Below are 17,836 nucleotides of genomic sequence, written 5' to 3' on the forward strand. Positions count from 1 at the left end.
TCAGTCCTTCCATAAGTTGTTAGCCGCATATTTTAGTATAACATCACAACAATGATCACAATATCCATTCTTCTTCATTTCATCAACCATTGAATTATACTTTTCATCCTGCTCCTTATCTCTAACTTTAGATTTCGTTATAATACGGGACATTTCTCTTACGGATGAAGTTATTTTTTTCTCAATTGCCTCTTTTAAGGGCTCATAGGATGTATATTCAAGCTTTTCTCCTTTTCTCATCATGTAGAACATATATGATGTTACATCTGATCTAAAACCCTTTGCAGAACTCTCAGAGATCCCTATCTGCTCCTCGATTGATCTCATAAAGTTTTCATCAGGTTCCAGCTGCTCTCCGGTTGAATTATCTTTAATTTTTGTCTTATTTACATAAGCCTCAGAATGATCTAAATAATTATTAAACAAACTTTCAGCTTGTTCCTTAAAACTCTGTATAAATGCTTTAGTAATTTCTTTCTCCAATATTTTATTATATTCTTTTCTTATAGTATCCTGTATAAATGCTAAATATTTTTTCTTTACATCATCAGATGTATCCAGGTCACGTACTGATTTTATTATACTTTCCATCACACTTAAAGGATTTATACACTTAAATTCTGAATTTGAAAGAGCATTATCTATAGCTTTTACTATAAACCTAGTGGATATTCCATCCATTCCCTCTCTGATTCCAGCTTCATCTCTAAGCTCTGTTATATCTATTCTCTTTGTAGTACCCTTCTCAACTATCTCTTCTCCATTGTATATCTTTAATTTAGTAAACTGATCAACTTTATTTGATGGTTTAAGTCTTGTAAGTATTGCAAACATAGCTGCAATTTCAATTGTATGCGGTGCTATATGGGCTTTAAAATTACTCTTCCCAAGTATTTTTTTATATATCTTTATCTCTTCATTTAGTTCAAGACAGTAAGGTACCTCTACCTTTACTATCCTATCTAACACAGCTTCGTTTGTATGATCCGATTTAAATTTATCCCACTCAGCTTCATTTGAATGTGCAATTATTACTCCATCAAAGTATATCATAGACCCCTTTCCTGGTGATGGTATTGACTTCTCCTGGGTAGCAGTTATTATGGTATGAAGATATTCAACATCATTCTTAAATACTTCTATAAACTCAACTAAACCTCTATTGCCGACATTAAAGGCTCCATTTAATGAAAATATTCTTGGATCATCCTCTGGATATAAATCCATCTTTGATATATCTACAGAGCCGACTAAAACAGAGGTATCCTGATTATTTGGATCAACAGGAGGAACTACTCCTATTCCTTTTCGTGATCTTATCGAAAATCCAGTTTTCACAACCGGGAATTTCTCGAACTCCCCTTTAAACTCTTCTCTCAATCTGTACCTACATTCAGGACATAAATCCCCTTCAATCTTCACACCTAACTTTTGTTCAAATTCGCCTCTTAAATGTTTTGGTATAAGATGAAGGGGCTCCTCCCTCATAGGGCAGCCCTCTAAGCTGTATACGGGGCTGCTCTTTTCAAGTGCCTTCTTAATGGATTCTACAATAGATGACTTTCCTGATCCCACAGGTCCAACTAAATATAATACCTGTCTTGATTCTTCACCTTCCATAGCTGCTGAATAAAAATAACTGGCTATCTTCATTAGGGTTTTATCAATTCCGAAAAAATTATCTTTGAAAAATCCATAGCTCTTTATATTTTCATTTCCGTATATTCTTCTTATTCTAAGATTTTCCTCAGGTTTTAGAATTCTTACACCTTTGCTGGCTATAATATCATAAATCCTCTTATGAGCAAGTGCTGTGATCCCGGGATTTTGTTTTACTACGTCTAGATATTCCAAAAATGTGCCCGAAAAATTCTCTTTTTTTCTTTTTTCTCTATCCATCTTAATCAATTCCTTAAAATCCATTCTATAACCTCCATAAAGTAATATCATTGATTTGTATTTAAATAAACATTTCAATAATCTTTGTAGTATTTATATTAATTTTTTGCACATTTTAGAACAATATAGGATTTGTAATTCCGAGCTTAAGTTATACTCCAGCTTGCATTTATAAACTCTATGGCTCAGATAACTTTATAATTAGCCCTTTTGATTTAACAAAAAACATAAAAAAACTGCTGATAAAACAATGTTTATCAACAGTTCAAGGACTATTTAAATATTGCCTTGATATTATAATATGAGTAAAAAGTTACATATATATTATTTGCAGTTATATAAATAAATATACACTACTTAAAATAATTTACACCTGCTTCAAATAACTTCTGATCCTTATTTCCCGGGATATTTTTAAGTACATTAGTTCCCTTTCTCTCAGAATGTCCCATTTTACCAAGTATTCTTCCATCAGGACTTGTTATTCCCTCAACAGCATATATTGAACCATTAGGATTAAATTTTATATCGTATGATGCATTTCCATTAAAATCAACATATTGAGTTGCAATCTGACCATTTTTTATAAGTTTATTTAAAGTTTCATCATTTGCAACAAACCTACCCTCACCATGAGATACTGCAATAGCATGTATGTCTCCAACATTTACATTACTAAACCAAGGTGATAAATTAGATGTTATCCTTGTATTAACCACATGAGACACATGCCTTCCAATCTTATTATAGGTAAGTGTTGGACAGTTTTCATCAATATCTCTTATCTCGCCAAATGGTACAAGCCCAAGTTTTATAAGTGCCTGAAAGCCATTGCATATTCCAAGCATAAGTCCATCTCTATTATTCAAGAGTTCCATTACAGCATCTTTAATTTTAGGATTTCTAAACACTGTAGCTATAAACTTTCCAGATCCATCTGGTTCATCACCAGCACTGAATCCTCCAGGAAGCATTACTATCTGAGAATTCGATATACAATCTGCCATTAAATCTACGGATTTTTCAATATCATGTATAGATAAATTCTTAAAGACCATTGTATTTACAATTGCACCTGCATTTTCAAATGCCCTGGCAGAATCATATTCACAATTAGTCCCAGGAAATACCGGAATAAATACAGTCGGTTTTGCTGATTTTACAGACGAAAGTTTAAATTTTTTGATATTATATTCTATATTTTCTACTTTATCACGTACTAATTCTGTTTTGGAAGGGAATATATCTTCAAGAGGAGCTTCCCATGCCCTATATAATTCCTCTATATTAAGTTTTGTACCTCTTATAGATATATTATTATCTGAAGAAGTTTCCCCTATAATAGTATACCTATCTTGAGATAAATATTTTCCCACATCTATGTCCCCACTAATTTCCATAATTAAAGATCCAAATTTATTCGCAAACAATTCATCTATACCAATGTTATCTGAGATTTTTAAACCTACTCTATTTCCAAAACTCATTTTACTTAAAGCCTCACATATACTCCCGGATTTTATTGTGCTGGATGCAAGCACAACTTTATCAGAAGCCATATTTTTAACAGATGTCATATTTTGTTTAAACTTTTCAAAGTCTGGCAAGTAATATTCATCCTTTACTAATGGCACTAATATTACCCTGCTGCCAGGTTTTTTAAACTCAGCTGATACGACGCTTTCTACATTAGTTACATTAAGTGCAAATGACACTAAAGTAGGAGGTACATCCATATCTTTAAAACTTCCAGACATGCTGTCTTTTCCACCTATAGCTGCGATTTCTAATCTTCTCTGGGCATATAACGCTCCAAGGAGTGCTGAAAATGGTTTTCCCCATCTCTTAGGATTTTCCCCCAGTCTTTCAAAATACTCCTGAAAAGTAAGTCTTATTTTGCTTATATCACCACCTAATGCAGCTACTTTAGCAGCGGATTCTACAACTGCATACAGTGCGCCATAAAATGGGCTCCATTTACTTATGTTAGGGTCAAAACCATATGTCATTACAGTTCCTGTATTTGTATCACCCTTCAAAACTGGGAGTTTTGCAGCCATACCCTCTTGTGGTGTATCCTGGTACTTTCCCCCAAACGGCATAATCACAGTTGATGCTCCTATTGTACTATCAAATCTTTCAACAAGTCCCTTCTGGCTGCATACATTTAAACTTCTAAGTGTATCTAACCATTTAGTTTTTACATCAGTTACACTAATCGAATCGTCAAAATAAGTTTTATCCTCTTTAGGAGCTTCAACCAAAACATCCGTTTTTTGAGTGACTCCATTAGTATTCAAAAAATTTCTGTTCAAATCAACTATCGTATTATCATTCCAAAACATCCTTAATCTATTATTTGAGGTAACCCTAGCAACCTTTACAGCCTCAAGATTTTCCTTTTTAGCATGTTCTATAAATCTTTTCTCATCCTCTTTTGAAATAACAACTGCCATTCGTTCCTGTGATTCAGATATTGCAAGTTCTGTACCGTCAAGTCCTTCATATTTCTTAGGTACCAAATCTAAATTTATATCAAGGCCATCTGTAAGTTCTCCTATGGCTACAGATACACCACCTGCTCCAAAATCATTACATCTTTTTATCATATTAGTTACATCTTTATTTCTAAATAGCCTTTGAATTTTTCTTTCAGTCGGGGCATTTCCTTTTTGAACTTCCGCTCCACAATTTAAAAGGGAATTCTCAGTATGTTTTTTTGATGATCCTGTTGCTCCGCCACATCCGTCTCTTCCAGTTCTCCCTCCAAGTAAAATTACTATATCTCCTTCTTCAGGCTCTTTTCTTACAACATTTTCATAAGGAGCAGCTCCAACAACAGCACCTATCTCCATTCTCTTTGCAACATACAAGGGATCATATATTTCAGTTACTTGTCCAGTCGCAAGCCCTATTTGATTTCCATATGAACTATATCCCTGTGCTGCATCTATAGTTAGTTTCTTTTGAGGCAGCTTTCCATCAAGTGTTTCCTCTATAGGAGTTCTAGGATCACCACATCCAGTAACTCTCATAGCCTGATATACATATGATCTTCCTGAAAGAGGATCCCTTATGGCACCTCCAAGACAGGTTGCAGCACCTCCAAAAGGTTCTATCTCAGTAGGATGATTGTGTGTCTCATTTTTAAACATAACAAGCCATTTTTCAGTTTTTCCATTTACCTCAGCATCTACGACTATACTGCAGGCATTTATTTCCTCTGACTCATCTAAATCATCTAATTTATGAGCCTTTTTAAGTTCTTTAGCCGCTATAGTTGCTATGTCCATCAAACACACTTTTTTATCATTATCCCTGTATATATTATTTCTTATATCTAAATATTCACCATATGCATTTTTTAAAGGTTCATTATATTTTCCATCTTCTATATTTATATTATTTAATTCTGTCATAAAAGTAGTATGTCTGCAATGATCGGACCAATAGGTATCTATAACTTTTATTTCAGTAATAGTAGGATTTCTCTTTTCAGTGTCACTAAAATACACCTGACAAAACTTAAGATCCTCAAAACTCATGGCAAGACCATTTTTTTGCATAAAGTCTTTTAATTCAGTATCATTCATATCTATAAAATCTTTTAGTACCTGAACTTTTTCTGGTATTTCAATCGACATTTTTAAACTATCTGGCTTAGTAAGGGATGCTTCTCTGGAATCAACAAGGTTTATACAATAATTTTTTATCTTTATAAAATCTTCTTCTGATATATTTCCACTTAATATATATAATTTTGAGGATAAAATATCTGATTTTTCGCCTTCTGCCAATATTTGAACACATTGTGATGCAGAATCAGCTCTCTGGTCATACTGTCCTGGCAAATATTCTACCGCAAACACTTTATCATTCCTGCAAATATTAATTTCTTCTTCAAAGATCCTATCAACCGTCTTATCCGAAAAAATTGTATTTATAGATTTCTTATACTCCTCTTCACTTATACCTTCTATATCATAACGATTTACTATTCTAACATTTTGTATATTAGATATATTCAGGCTTTCTTTTAAATCATTTAATAAATTTTGAGCCTCTACATTGAAACCTTTTTTCTTCTCTACAAATATTCTTCTAACAGAATTCTCCATGATTATTTCCCCTCACTTTTATTTTCCGAACATTTTTATATTTATTTTTAATATTATTCGCATTTATTATACCACACTTCCCCTCTTTTACAAATACATAAAATTAATTTTTTACATAAAAAAATAAATCCCTTAAAATAAAAGGATTTATTTTTATGTATACTATAATTTTTTTACATGGGAAGCTTGAGACCCCTTAGGTGTATCAACTACATCATACGATACCTTCTGTCCTTCATTTAGGTTTTTTCTGTCTCCATCTCCTTCTATCGATGAATAGTGAACAAAAACATCACTTCCATCTTCCCCGGATATGAATCCATATCCTTTTTCATCATTAAACCATTTTACTGTACCTGTTATCATTTAAATAAAACCTCCAAAATCTTATGCCGCAGCTGTTAAAATTAAAAAGCATACAACATTAATTATATACGTTATTATATACATAATTATTCTTTTAATACATTTACTTCACACTTTATTTTTATATAGGGTTTGTAATTCCAAGCTTACGTATAACTTAAGCTTTAAATTACAAAAACTATGTATGGTTAATGTAATGAAAGCTTAACTTATGCGCAAGCCGGGATTTCTGAAATTAAGGTACATTAAAAAATTTTTTAGTAAGTCTTAGTGAAGTATTTTTGAAAATCTTAGTAGATTTTATATGTTTGAGCCTGCGAGTTTATAAAATCTGCTTAGATTTTTATAAATACGAACTTAGACTTACTAGAAATTTTTTACGTGATATATTTTGGAAATCCCGGCCTGCGCATAAGTTAAGCTTTCATTTGTAAACCCTATATCAAAAATGACACAGCTATGATTAGATAAACAAATACGAGCTGTACTCCTTCTAACCAATTAGATTCTCCATCACTTGCCACTCTATTTACAATTAACACGGAAACTATTAATGCGGCAAGTTCAAAATCATTCAAAATTATGCTCATAGGTCTAAAAAATAGACTTATCAAAACAAGTACAGGTGTTACAAATAATATCATCTGCAAACTTGATCCTATGGCTATTTCTATAGACAAATCCATTTTATCCTTCATGGCCATCATAACAGAAGTACTGTGTTCTGCTGCATTTCCTATAATAGGTATTATTATTATTCCTACAAAAGTCTCACTTAATCTTAACATACTACTCATCGAATCCACTGATGAGACTAATATTTCACTTTCAAGTGCAATAATAACAGTACTAATTAAAAGAACAGCAATAGATTTTGTCAAACTCCACTTTTTATTTTTATCATCTTCATATTTTAATGCATACAAATCTTTATGAGTGTAGAAAGAAAAATATAAACTTAAAATGTAAATCACGAACATAATTCCGGCCACTACTAAACTGAACCATTCATATTTATTCGTAATTGCTCCCTTATTTATCGTATGTGTAAAAATAGCTGGTATACAAAGACCTATTACAGCAAACAAAAGCATACTCGATGAAACCTCAGTTGTTTTCTTATTAAATTTCTGTGATTTATATTTAAAACCGCCAAAAAGCATGCTAAAACCAAGTACCAAAAGAATATTTCCTATTACAGATCCAACTATAGATGCCTTCACAACTTCAATCATTCCCCTTTTTAAAGCAAAAAAAGAAATTATAAGTTCTGTAGCATTTCCAAATGTAGCATTTAAAAATCCTCCTATTTTAGGACCTGAATACACAGAAATTTGTTCTGTAGCCTCTCCCATCAATCCTGCAAGTGGTATAATTGCTAATGCTGAACAAACAAAATTCAGTACTTGATTTACCTTAAATAATTCTAAAATAATGCTTATTGGTATAAAGATTAAAAAAAATTTTAGAATTTTCATCTATTATCTGCCTCCTATAATATTTGTTATTATAACATATAATTTATCAACATATACTTATCACTGTTATGGTAAAATATTATATGTATTGATGGTTTTATCAAGACAAGAGACGAGGGAGGAATATACATTATGAAAAAAGGTGATAAGATTATATCTATATTAGTATTATGTTTAATAATATTGAGTTTTATAGGTGTGTATGCATACAAACAATACGAAAAAGGATCTCATCATATAGCTATTATAAAACAAAATGGCACAATTATTAAAACTATAGATTTAGATAAGGTTTCTGGAAAAAACCAGTTTAAAGTTACCTATAATAAAACTCACTACAATGTAATTCAGTATGAAAAGGGTAAAATAAGATTTCTAGATGCAGATTGTCCTGACAAAATTTGTGTTAAGACGGGATGGATATCAGAGGGTGGTCAAAGTGCTGCATGTCTTCCCCATAAATTACTGATAAAAATAAATGGTGGAAAGTCAAAAGTTGATCAGGTAATAAACTAATATAAACTTACAAATTATCTATAATTGAGTAGAGGTGTACGATGAATAAAACTAAAAAAATGGTTTTCATGAGTCTGCTTACTGGAATTGCACTTGTAATATACATAGTAGAAGCCCAGATTCCTGTTGTATTTCCAGGAATAAAACTAGGTCTTGCAAATGTAGTATCTCTTGCTGCTCTAATTGTCTTTGGTTGGAAAGAGGCCTTTCTCATCATGTTTTTGAGAACTATACTAGGTTCAATGTTTGCAGGAAATATGTCATCTTTCCTATTCAGTGTATCCGGAGGCATCTTAAGCAATCTGGTTATGGCACTCATGTACAAATATCTAAAAAAATACATAAGCCTTTGGACTATAAGTATAACAGGGGCTATATTTCATAACATAGGTCAATTATTTGTAGCTGCAATTGTAATACAGGATCTCAGAATATATATATACCTTCCTATACTTTTAGTTTCAGCAATAGCTGCAGGTCTTTTCATCGGACTATGCTGCAACATCCTAGTAAAACATTTAAATAAGCTCCAGGTATAGGATTATTTCATCAAAGGGCAATTTACACTCCGGGATATGCTACCGAAATGAAAGTACATTTAAATACTTTTTTGTAATTCTTGGATCAGCATTTTAGAAAATCTATAAACATTGATACTGTCTGAGCATAGCGAGTTTATCAATGTTTATTAGATTTTCAAAATACTGAACCTTAGAATTCCTAAAAGTATTTATGGTACTGAATTTTGGTAGCATATCCCGGAGTGTAAATTGCCCTTTGATGAAAATACCTATAGGGTTTACAAATTAAGCTTAACTTATGCGCAAGCTTAGACTTACTAGAAATTTTTTTACGTGACGTATTTTAGAAATCCCGGCCGGAGCATAAGTTAAAGTTTCATTCATAGACCCTATCTATAAGCTCTAATTAAAAATACGTTTATACAGAAATAAATCTGCATAAACGTATTTTTTAATACAGTATATATTAATTTTTCGAAACATTTGCTGCAATTTCTTGCTTTGTCTTAGTTTCAATTCCTAAATCTCCAATTATAGACTGAATTGCTTTTGTAGGACATTTAGCCAAACATGTAGCTTCACTACATTTTTCGATACAAACATGTGTATCAACTACTGCCAAAGCATTTTCAACCTTAATTGCTCCGTATTCACAATTTCTAGCACAAAGACCACATCCTAAACATCCAACCTTACAAGCTTTACGTACAGCAGCACCCTTATCATGTGAATTACACTCTACACATACATGTGCTTTAGTTGGTAATAAAGTTATGACATTTTTAGGACAAACTGACTCACATTTTCCGCAACCTGTACATTTTTTTGTATTAACTATTGGAAGACCATTATCCCCAAGAGTCAATGCTCCAAATGGACAATTATTAACACAAGTTCCAAGTCCAATACATCCATATTGACATTCTTTTGGACCATTTTGCAGTAAATTTGCTGCTACACAATCCTTTATACCTTCATATTTATATTTTCTAGCAGCATTATCAAGGTTTCCAGCACATCTAACATGCGCATATTTTTGTTCAACCTTCGCTGCTGCTTTTCCAGTTAATTTTGCTACAGCAGTTGCTACAGCTTCTTTACCAGGGACACATAAATTAGGTGGAACATCTTTATCTAGAACAACAGCCTCTGCATATGCTCTACATCCTGCATATCCACATCCACCACATTGTCCTTTTGGAAGCTCGTCCTCAACCAATTCTATTAACGGATTTACCTCCATAGCAAACTTTTTATCTGTTAAGGCTAAAACAAAACCAAAAACTATACCAATACCAGTCATTACAACTACAACCATTATTGCAGTACTCATAATTATACCTCAGCTCCTTTCTACACCCTATATCATACCTTCATGCCCGAAAAACCAAGGAATGATAGAGCTAGCATACCTGCTAAAATAAATGCAACACCAAGGCCTTGTAATGGCTTAGGCACATCTGCTAAGTTTAATTTTTCTCTCAGACTGGACATTAAAGTTATTGCTAAAGCAAATCCTAAACCAGAAGCGATCGCATTGACTAAACTCTCCAAGAAATTATAGTTATTTTGAACGTTCAAAAGTGGTACTGAAAGAACTATGCAGTTTGTAGCAATTAGCAATAAATATATACCCCACATATTATATAAAGCAGGCGCTTGTTTCTTAATTATCAACTCTAGGAGTTGTACAAAACTTGCTATCAAAAGTACGAATACAATCGTCTTTAAAAATTCCAAATGGAATGGCAATAATACAAAATTATAAACAACCCACGCAAGTGCCGAACTCATTGTTAAAACTGAAGTAACTGCCATACCCATACCAACTGATGCATCAAAACTCTTAGAAACACCAAAGAATATACAAAGTCCTAAGAATTTAGTCAAAACATAGTTGTTAATAAGTACTGAAGTTATAAAAATACTTAAGTATGTCATTATGCTTCACCTCTCTCTGCTCTACGCTGTTCAGCCTTTTCATTTATAGTTTTAAATATAGCTACCATGAATCCTATCAGTATAAAAGCACCTGGTGCTAAAATCATTAACAAAACAGGTTGATACGAACTTGGAAGTATACGAATTCCACATAAAGTACCTGCTCCAATTACTTCACGGATTACAGCTATTAAAAGCATTGCTAGACAGAAACCGCTCCCCATTCCTAAACCATCGAAGAAAGAAGGAATTACCTTATTCTTTGATGCAAATGTCTCTGCACGTGCCAGTATTATAGCAAAAACAACTACCAAATCTAGATATATTCCAAGTGCAGCATATAATGTTGGAGACACTGCTTGTAATATCAATTCAACAAGTGTAACGATAGTTGCTATAGATGTAATATATACAGGTACACGAACTTTAGGGTTTACTATCTTTCTTATTATAGATACAACAGTATTATTAGCAGTTATAACAAACAGAACTGATAAACCCATAGTCAAAGCAGTTAAAACTGAACCAGTTACAGCCAGTGAAGGACAAAGGCTTAGCGCTAATACAAATATTGGGTTTTCAGCAATTAGACCTTTTTTATATATACTCCATAAACTAACTTTATTTTCCATGCCTACTTACCTCCTTTAAATTTATTAACGTCATCCACTGCTTGTTTAACGCCTTTAGTTACAGCCCTAGAAGAAATTGTTGCTCCTGTCATCGCTTGAATATGTTTTTTATCCGTTGGATCCTTGACTACATCCAAGTCACTTGAAGCTTTTCCCTTAAATTGACTCTTAAAAGGCTCTTCACTTGCATTTGCTCCAAGTCCAGGTGTTTCATTTGCTTCAGTAATGTCATATTCTATAACCTTACCTTGATCATCAACTGCAACCAGCATTTTTATAGGTCCACCATAACCACCCGGTGCTTCTGGAACTACATAAGCTATAGTTTTACCACCCTTTTCTGCTGCATACCAATCAGTCTTTCCAGGAACAGCCTTAAAGGAATCAGCACTCTTAACCAATGCCTGCATTTTCTGCTGTGTAAGCTGTTTACTCTTTTGTACTGCTATAGGATGAGTAAAATAATATGCAGTAGCGAGAATAGCTCCTGATACAAAACATGTCAAACCCAAATTCATAGCTATTTGAACAATACTATACTTTTTTTGAACATTTTCAGCCATCTAAATTACCCCCTCTTTGCTCCAAATTTTACTGGAGGCATAAAACGATCTATCAGAGGTGTAACTGCGTTCATAAGTAATATAGAATAACAAACACCTTCTGGATAACCGCCTTTTAACCTTATCCATGCAGTAATAAGACCCGCGCCAAGAGCAAAAACAATTTGTCCTTTCAACGTAATTGGTGTAGTAACCATATCTGTTGCCATAAAAAATGCTCCTATTACTAATCCACCTGCCATCATATTAAATATAGGATCTCCTGTGAAAAATCCTGAGTTTCCTCCAAATATCCATGTTATAACACCTACAGTTGCAATCATTGTAACTGGTACCTGCCAGTGTATATACCCTCTATAAATTAAATAAATTCCTCCTAAGATTAGTAAAACCGTTGAAGTTTCACCAAGACTACCATTACGGAATCCTAAAAACATCGCTTTATATAATTCGGGCCTGCTTCCAAAAGTTTTTATAAGTTCGTTATATCCATGTAATTTAAGGATTCCAAGTGGTGTAGCAGATGATACTACATTAACACTTGTAGTCATATGTGACCATGTAGTCATTGCAACTGGCCATGAAGCTAAAATAGCTGCTCTTCCTATGTGTGCCGGATTAAAAATATTATATCCAAGTCCACCCATTGCATGTTTAGCAACTGCTATAGCCATAAATGATCCAAACGCTGTCATATACCAGGGAATAGATGGTGGCAAACACATAGCAAGCAATAATCCTGTTAAAAATGCACTTCCATCTCCAATAGTCACAGGTTTCTTTCTAACCTTCTCAATAATGTACTCTACAAGCACAGCAGATATAATACCCGAAAGCATTGTTCCTAAAGCTGGTAATCCAAAATGGAATACAGCAAAAATTGCTGCTGGCGCTAATGCTATATTTACATTCCACATGATCTTTGAAATTGATTCCTCTGAACGAACATGTGGTGATGCAGAAACTGTAAAAGTATTTTGTTTTAATTGTACTTCAGCCATTTAAGTCACCTCCTATTTTCCTGCAGCTTCAGCTTTAGCTTTAGCTGCTTTTGCCTTGGCCGCTTTAGCTGCGTTCTGAGCCTTGCAATATTTAATGTATTGAACAATATTACGTTTAGCCGGGCATATATAAACACAACTACCACACTCTACACAATCTAATAGATTATACTTTTCTTTTGCCATCTCATACATATTTCGTTCACCAAGCTGACTAAGCATACTTGGATTCAAATGCATAGGACATACACTTACACACTTTCCACACGAAATGCATGGTGACTGCGTACCGGAATTAATATCTTTTTTGCCTAGAAGCAATATTCCAGATGTACCTTTAATTACAGGTATATCCAAATTTGACTCAGCCATTCCCATCATAGGTCCACCACTAATAAGTTTTTCAGGTGTCTCTTTCAATCCACCACAATACTCAATAGCTTGACCGAAAGTTGTACCAATCCTAAGAAGAAGATTCTTAGGCTCTTTTACTATCGCTCCACTTATAGTTGTAACTCTCTGAATTAAAGGAATACCCTTTGTTACTGCATCATTAATTGCCACAACAGTTCCTACATTCTGAACGACCACTCCAACATCTGCTGGTAGTCCTCCTGATGGAACCTCTCTATCAACTAAAGCCTTTATAAGCATTTTCTCTGCTCCCTGAGGATATTTAGTAGGCAGTCCAACAACTTCTATACCTGAACCTTCGAAGGCTTTTTGCATAACACTTATTGCCTTAGGTTTGTTATCTTCAATACCAACATATCCTTTAGTAACTCCAAGAACTTTCATCACTATCTTTATACCAGTTAAAATAGGTTCTGGATGTTCAACCATTGTTCTATAGTCTGCTGTCAGATAAGGTTCGCACTCAGCTGCATTCAAAATGAATGTGTCAACTTCTTTACCTTTAGGTGGTGCAAGTTTAACATGAGTTGGAAATGTAGCTCCACCCATTCCAACTATACCGCCTTCTTTTATTAAATCTCTCAATTCATCTGGACTTAATTTTTCCCAATCTCTCTCTAAAGGTATTCCTTCTGCCCACTCATCCAGCCCATCGTTTTCAATAACTATAGCTTGGCACTTTCCAAAGCCTGGATGTGGATATTCTCCAACATCAACTACTGTACCTGATATAGAAGCGTGTATATTAGCGGAAACAAATGCATCACTTTTAGCGATAAGTTGTCCCTTTTTAACCGTGTCACCTTTCTTAACCAAAGGTGAGCATGGTGCACCAATATGTTGTCTAACAGGAATTACGACTTTATTTGGCAGAGGTGCAACTTCAATCGTTTTATCAGCTGTGTAGCCTTTTTGATCGTTAGGATGCACTCCCCCGAGAAAACTTCTCAACATTTTTTCAACACCTCGCTAGATTAATTTTTTAGCAAAAATTTTTAGTATAAAATACGTGTAATAACAGGCTGCATATTTTGGTCTCTATAAGCAGCTTTATCAAAAATTTTTACATATATGATTGATATGATAAAAGCTATTATTCCACCTCCTATTTGAAACGCTTTCATTGATTGAGCATGTCCTGTGTAACCGGACAATTTGCCTCCAATTACAACACCTAAAAAAGCTGCAACAAGAGGCAATATATATACAACAAAAGCTGCTTTTAACATATTAACTTGCTTTATTTCAAAAATTACATGCTGTCCCGGTTTAGCTTCTAATGGATTTTTAGCATCAATGACCATGGCATCAGCACCAGGGCACATACCACAATTCTTACAATCTCCATGTCTGCTAGCCCTAACCTTTACCATACTGTTACCTATATCTTCAATTACTATACCTTGATTCTCTTGACTGCTCATATCTATCACCCCTCTTATTTAAAATTATGAAACAAAAAACATATTTTAAATTTTAAAGATTTAGACCAATTACTCTGTATCAATTAGTGAACTAACCTGTATCAATTTGCCAAACATTCATTTTACGAAACTTCATACACATTTTAGACATTGTTTTTTATTTTTGTACTTCTATTTCATTATAAAACCTTTTATTATTATTTGCAAATTTAAAATTTGTTTAAAGTTTATTTAAAAATATAATCAGGAGTGTATTTTTTTATTTACCTTCTCAATTAGATTATACATGTTAAAAATTTAATTGCAATATTTTTTGGTAAACGATTTCTTAATTAAATTTATACCTAAAGCAATTAACTTGCATTTTACTGCGTTATTTTTTACAATCAGGCCATATACAATATATATTTTTTAACAAACCAACTTATTACAATATAGTAAAATAAGTAATATCTTCGTGGCGTAAATTTTCCTTATATTCATAATATTATCATATTTTGAAATTTGATTCTCATTTATAGAATATACCTTTGATTTAAAAATATCAACAAATAATTAATTTATATCTATTATATATTGTAATTATTATGATAAAATGCTATATATAAAATGAGAATTGTGCGAAAGGATATAATAATGATTATCAATAATAAAAGAGATTTTTTAACAAAGATTTGCAAATACTGTGTATCAACTTACCAGATATCAAATAGTGCTCCGATAATTTCAGATTTTATATACTATATTTGCAAAGAAGTAGAATTAGATGTGCCTCAAGTTCACGGAACAGTTACATTACAAATAAATGGATCTAAAAAGCAGTTTTCACACTGCTTTAATGTATATAATAGTATAATTGTAGATGCTTCGATATATAGTTTAGCTCTTATAAATAAATCACTCACTGAGCTACTCCCATTATATATAGTAGGGTATCCTCCATACGAAATAGATTATCACATATATACCTCAATAAGACATATTCCTCAAGTAAAATTTGATCAACTATTTCTAAATAAAGTATTATCTGAAATAGATAATATTCCCGATATAAATATAAGTAAATTCAATAGTACAGATGATTCCAAAAAAACAAATCTATTCTTCTACAAGTGATTTTATGGAATCAATTATATTTGGGAAAATCATTTTATTTACTTTATAATAACTATCTGATATTAAAAAATTATTATATATTATATTTCCATCACAATATACCTTGACATTGCCTATCTTGTCACCAGGCTTTATTGAAGTTCCTATCATTTTAGGCTTTTCAATTTTCATAACATATTTTGAACCTTTTCTAATTGGTATTATTATGTCTTCAGCATATTTTAATTTAACAGACTTATTCCTTAATTTTACTTCATCTGCAATAGTATCTCTTAAGGCTACTTTTTTAAACTCATAATTTTTTATTACATAATTATATATATTTTCTGTTACTTTCCATCTCGGAGTACAATTTAAAACAACTATTACAATATCACTATAGTCATTTTTAACTGATGTTACTAAACATTTTCCGGCCTTACCTGTATATCCGGTCTTTACTCCATTAGCATTTTTTATTTGCCACAATATCTTGTTTATATTATGATAACTTCTCGTAAAATTATGTTCACCCGCAGATATATCTTTAGAACTTACAATATCATTAAATATTTTATCTTCCTTAGCTTTACATGTAATTACTGCTAAATCGTAAGCTGTAGTATAATGATCATCATAATCTAATCCATGCGGCGTATGGAAATGAGTATTTATTACTCCTATTTCTGATGCATATTCATTCATAACTTTTACAAACTCCTCAACACTTCCACTTATACCTTCTGCAATTGCAACAGCTGCATCATTCCCAGATCTAAGCATAAGTCCATATAATAATTCTCTTATAGATATCTCTTCACCTTTTTTATATCCAACCTTTGATCCTTGCATTCCTGATGATCTCGCTGAGATTGTTACTTTTTTATCTAAATTTCCATATTTTAATGCAACTAATGTCGTCATTATTTTAGTAGTACTAGCCATTGGAACAAGCATATATGCATTTTTTTCATATAATACAGCTTTTGATTTATTGTCTATAGCTACTGCATATTTTGCATCTACATATATTTCATTATTTTTATTGTATTCCATGCCTTCTACTGGACTTGATATAACAAATAATATAATAAACAATATAACAATATTTACAACCTTATATATTTTCTTCATTTTATTTACTCCTTTTTTAATAAAAGTTTCAATAGTTAGTTTATCAAGATTTTTTTAAAATAAACCCTAAATTTATTCCTCGTTGTTATATAAATTCCAATAATGGTTATACTTATTAAAGTACAAATTTGGAGGATTATACAAATGCTAATTTTCTTATTAATCTTACTCATAATATTTTTTCTATTAATAGTTCCTATACCTTTAAAACTAAAAATCCTTTACAAAAATAAGAAATTCGGAATATACCTATATAACATAAATATATATAATAAATTATTCAAAAATAGAAAAATAAAAAGTAGTTCTCCTAAAAGAATTAACATAAAACATCTGTCTTCATTACTATCATCGTTGTCATCTTTTAAAAACAGCAAATTAAAACCTATTATAAAATTAAATATAAACTTGACATATGGCCTCGACGATGCAGCATACACTGCAGTACTCTATGGTATGCTTTCTTCATCCTATCCGCTTATCAAGAATCTATTAAGTACAATATTTAAAATCAAAAAAGTTAATATCAATATAACTCCAAAAATGAACGATTGTATATTGGATTTTGAATTAAACAGTATAATTTCTATAAATTTAGCTAAAATTATTTATATGAGATTTTTAATATAAGTATCTATACTTTAAACTGTAAATTAAAACACTATACAGGTTTTTACCTAAATCCTTACTCTTGCAATACAATTTGAATAATATAAAATTTTTAAACAATATAA

16 protein-coding genes are annotated in these 17,836 nt (G+C 32.0%); 4 read left to right on the top strand and 12 right to left on the bottom strand.

Annotation, left to right across the window (positions count from 1 at the left end; all coding sequences use genetic code 11):
- From D4Z93_RS08460 to cax, 4 genes are all read right to left on the bottom strand, one after another.
- Window positions 1-1,923 (bottom strand): PrkA family serine protein kinase, encoded by a 1,923-nt coding sequence (locus D4Z93_RS08460; protein ID WP_119972483.1) that lies wholly within the window; start codon window positions 1,921-1,923, stop codon window positions 1-3.
- Window positions 1,924-2,252: 329 nt separating this feature from the next.
- Window positions 2,253-6,017, bottom strand: coding sequence for a phosphoribosylformylglycinamidine synthase (locus tag D4Z93_RS08465; RefSeq protein WP_119972485.1), 3,765 nt, complete (start codon window positions 6,015-6,017; stop codon window positions 2,253-2,255).
- A gap of 162 nt (window positions 6,018-6,179) precedes the next feature.
- The gene (locus D4Z93_RS08470) at window positions 6,180-6,380 is read right to left on the bottom strand and encodes a cold-shock protein (protein WP_423243047.1); all 201 of its coding nucleotides are present in this window, start codon (window positions 6,378-6,380) and stop codon (window positions 6,180-6,182) included.
- A gap of 440 nt (window positions 6,381-6,820) precedes the next feature.
- A complete protein-coding gene (gene cax / locus D4Z93_RS08475; protein WP_119972493.1) occupies window positions 6,821-7,861 on the bottom strand; it encodes a calcium/proton exchanger in 1,041 nt (346 codons plus the stop codon).
- A gap of 132 nt (window positions 7,862-7,993) precedes the next feature.
- On the opposite strand from cax, the gene D4Z93_RS08480 reads away from it, so the two are divergent.
- On the top strand, window positions 7,994-8,377 hold the full coding sequence (locus D4Z93_RS08480; protein WP_119972496.1) for a NusG domain II-containing protein: 384 nt from the start codon (window positions 7,994-7,996) through the stop codon (window positions 8,375-8,377).
- A gap of 41 nt (window positions 8,378-8,418) precedes the next feature.
- Complete coding sequence (locus D4Z93_RS08485) at window positions 8,419-8,916, top strand: Gx transporter family protein (protein WP_119972498.1); 498 nt, start codon at window positions 8,419-8,421, stop codon at window positions 8,914-8,916.
- A 448-nt stretch (window positions 8,917-9,364) separates the two neighbouring features.
- Here the strand turns inward: D4Z93_RS08485 and rnfB are convergent, their stop codons facing one another.
- Genes rnfB through D4Z93_RS08520 form a run of 7 tightly spaced genes read right to left on the bottom strand, consistent with a single transcriptional unit; the run spans window position 9,365 to window position 14,873 of the window.
- Window positions 9,365-10,231 (bottom strand): RnfABCDGE type electron transport complex subunit B, encoded by an 867-nt coding sequence (rnfB, locus tag D4Z93_RS08490; protein WP_119972501.1) that lies wholly within the window; start codon window positions 10,229-10,231, stop codon window positions 9,365-9,367.
- Window positions 10,232-10,263: 32 nt separating this feature from the next.
- Window positions 10,264-10,839: an electron transport complex protein RnfA gene (locus D4Z93_RS08495; RefSeq protein ID WP_423243030.1), complete on the bottom strand. Its 576-nt coding sequence runs from the start codon at window positions 10,837-10,839 to the stop codon at window positions 10,264-10,266.
- Window positions 10,839-11,471, bottom strand: a complete 633-nt coding sequence (rsxE, locus tag D4Z93_RS08500; protein ID WP_119972507.1) for an electron transport complex subunit RsxE — start codon at window positions 11,469-11,471, stop codon at window positions 10,839-10,841. The genes D4Z93_RS08495 and rsxE overlap by 1 nt, the downstream gene beginning before the upstream one ends.
- Window positions 11,472-11,473: 2 nt before the next feature.
- Window positions 11,474-12,034 carry an RnfABCDGE type electron transport complex subunit G gene (locus D4Z93_RS08505; protein ID WP_119972509.1) on the bottom strand — a complete coding sequence of 187 codons (561 nt, stop codon included), beginning with the start codon at window positions 12,032-12,034 and terminating at the stop codon, window positions 11,474-11,476.
- 5 nt (window positions 12,035-12,039) lie between these two features.
- Window positions 12,040-13,035 (bottom strand): RnfABCDGE type electron transport complex subunit D, encoded by a 996-nt coding sequence (locus tag D4Z93_RS08510; protein WP_119972511.1) that lies wholly within the window; start codon window positions 13,033-13,035, stop codon window positions 12,040-12,042.
- 12 nt (window positions 13,036-13,047) lie between these two features.
- On the bottom strand, window positions 13,048-14,403 hold the full coding sequence (rsxC, locus tag D4Z93_RS08515) for an electron transport complex subunit RsxC (RefSeq protein WP_119972514.1): 1,356 nt from the start codon (window positions 14,401-14,403) through the stop codon (window positions 13,048-13,050).
- Between the two features lie 41 nt (window positions 14,404-14,444).
- Window positions 14,445-14,873, bottom strand: a complete 429-nt coding sequence (locus tag D4Z93_RS08520; RefSeq protein WP_119972517.1) for a SoxR reducing system RseC family protein — start codon at window positions 14,871-14,873, stop codon at window positions 14,445-14,447.
- Between the two features lie 636 nt (window positions 14,874-15,509).
- On the opposite strand from D4Z93_RS08520, the gene D4Z93_RS08525 reads away from it, so the two are divergent.
- Window positions 15,510-15,989 carry a hypothetical protein gene (locus D4Z93_RS08525; protein WP_119972519.1) on the top strand — a complete coding sequence of 160 codons (480 nt, stop codon included), beginning with the start codon at window positions 15,510-15,512 and terminating at the stop codon, window positions 15,987-15,989.
- Here the strand turns inward: D4Z93_RS08525 and D4Z93_RS08530 are convergent.
- Entirely contained in the window at window positions 15,972-17,102 is a 1,131-nt protein-coding gene (locus D4Z93_RS08530; protein WP_119972522.1) for a D-alanyl-D-alanine carboxypeptidase family protein, read from the bottom strand. The genes D4Z93_RS08525 and D4Z93_RS08530 overlap by 18 nt on opposite strands.
- Window positions 17,103-17,246: 144 nt before the next feature.
- Here D4Z93_RS08530 and D4Z93_RS08535 point away from each other — a divergent pair, with 144 nt between their 5' ends.
- The gene (locus D4Z93_RS08535) at window positions 17,247-17,732 is read left to right on the top strand and encodes a DUF2953 domain-containing protein (RefSeq protein WP_162920282.1); all 486 of its coding nucleotides are present in this window, start codon (window positions 17,247-17,249) and stop codon (window positions 17,730-17,732) included.
- Window positions 17,733-17,836: the final 104 nt, after the last annotated feature.

Source organism: Clostridium fermenticellae (genome assembly GCF_003600355.1).
Classification (GTDB): domain Bacteria; phylum Bacillota; class Clostridia; order Clostridiales; family Clostridiaceae; genus Clostridium_AV; species Clostridium_AV fermenticellae.

Coding starts and splice junctions, on each gene's coding strand:
- D4Z93_RS08480 (WP_119972496.1), top strand. CDS start 7,994: ATGAAAAAAGGTGATAAGATTATATCTATATTAGTATTATGTTTAATA.
- rsxE (WP_119972507.1), bottom strand. CDS start 11,471: ATGGAAAATAAAGTTAGTTTATGGAGTATATATAAAAAAGGTCTAATT.
- rnfB (WP_119972501.1), bottom strand. CDS start 10,231: ATGAGTACTGCAATAATGGTTGTAGTTGTAATGACTGGTATTGGTATA.
- D4Z93_RS08535 (WP_162920282.1), top strand. CDS start 17,247: ATGCTAATTTTCTTATTAATCTTACTCATAATATTTTTTCTATTAATA.
- rsxC (WP_119972514.1), bottom strand. CDS start 14,403: ATGTTGAGAAGTTTTCTCGGGGGAGTGCATCCTAACGATCAAAAAGGC.
- D4Z93_RS08525 (WP_119972519.1), top strand. CDS start 15,510: ATGATTATCAATAATAAAAGAGATTTTTTAACAAAGATTTGCAAATAC.
- D4Z93_RS08510 (WP_119972511.1), bottom strand. CDS start 13,035: ATGGCTGAAGTACAATTAAAACAAAATACTTTTACAGTTTCTGCATCA.
- D4Z93_RS08520 (WP_119972517.1), bottom strand. CDS start 14,873: ATGAGCAGTCAAGAGAATCAAGGTATAGTAATTGAAGATATAGGTAAC.
- D4Z93_RS08495 (WP_423243030.1), bottom strand. CDS start 10,839: ATGACATACTTAAGTATTTTTATAACTTCAGTACTTATTAACAACTAT.
- D4Z93_RS08485 (WP_119972498.1), top strand. CDS start 8,419: ATGAATAAAACTAAAAAAATGGTTTTCATGAGTCTGCTTACTGGAATT.
- D4Z93_RS08460 (WP_119972483.1), bottom strand. CDS start 1,923: ATGGATTTTAAGGAATTGATTAAGATGGATAGAGAAAAAAGAAAAAAA.
- D4Z93_RS08505 (WP_119972509.1), bottom strand. CDS start 12,034: ATGGCTGAAAATGTTCAAAAAAAGTATAGTATTGTTCAAATAGCTATG.
- D4Z93_RS08530 (WP_119972522.1), bottom strand. CDS start 17,102: ATGAAGAAAATATATAAGGTTGTAAATATTGTTATATTGTTTATTATA.
- cax (WP_119972493.1), bottom strand. CDS start 7,861: ATGAAAATTCTAAAATTTTTTTTAATCTTTATACCAATAAGCATTATT.
- D4Z93_RS08465 (WP_119972485.1), bottom strand. CDS start 6,017: ATGGAGAATTCTGTTAGAAGAATATTTGTAGAGAAGAAAAAAGGTTTC.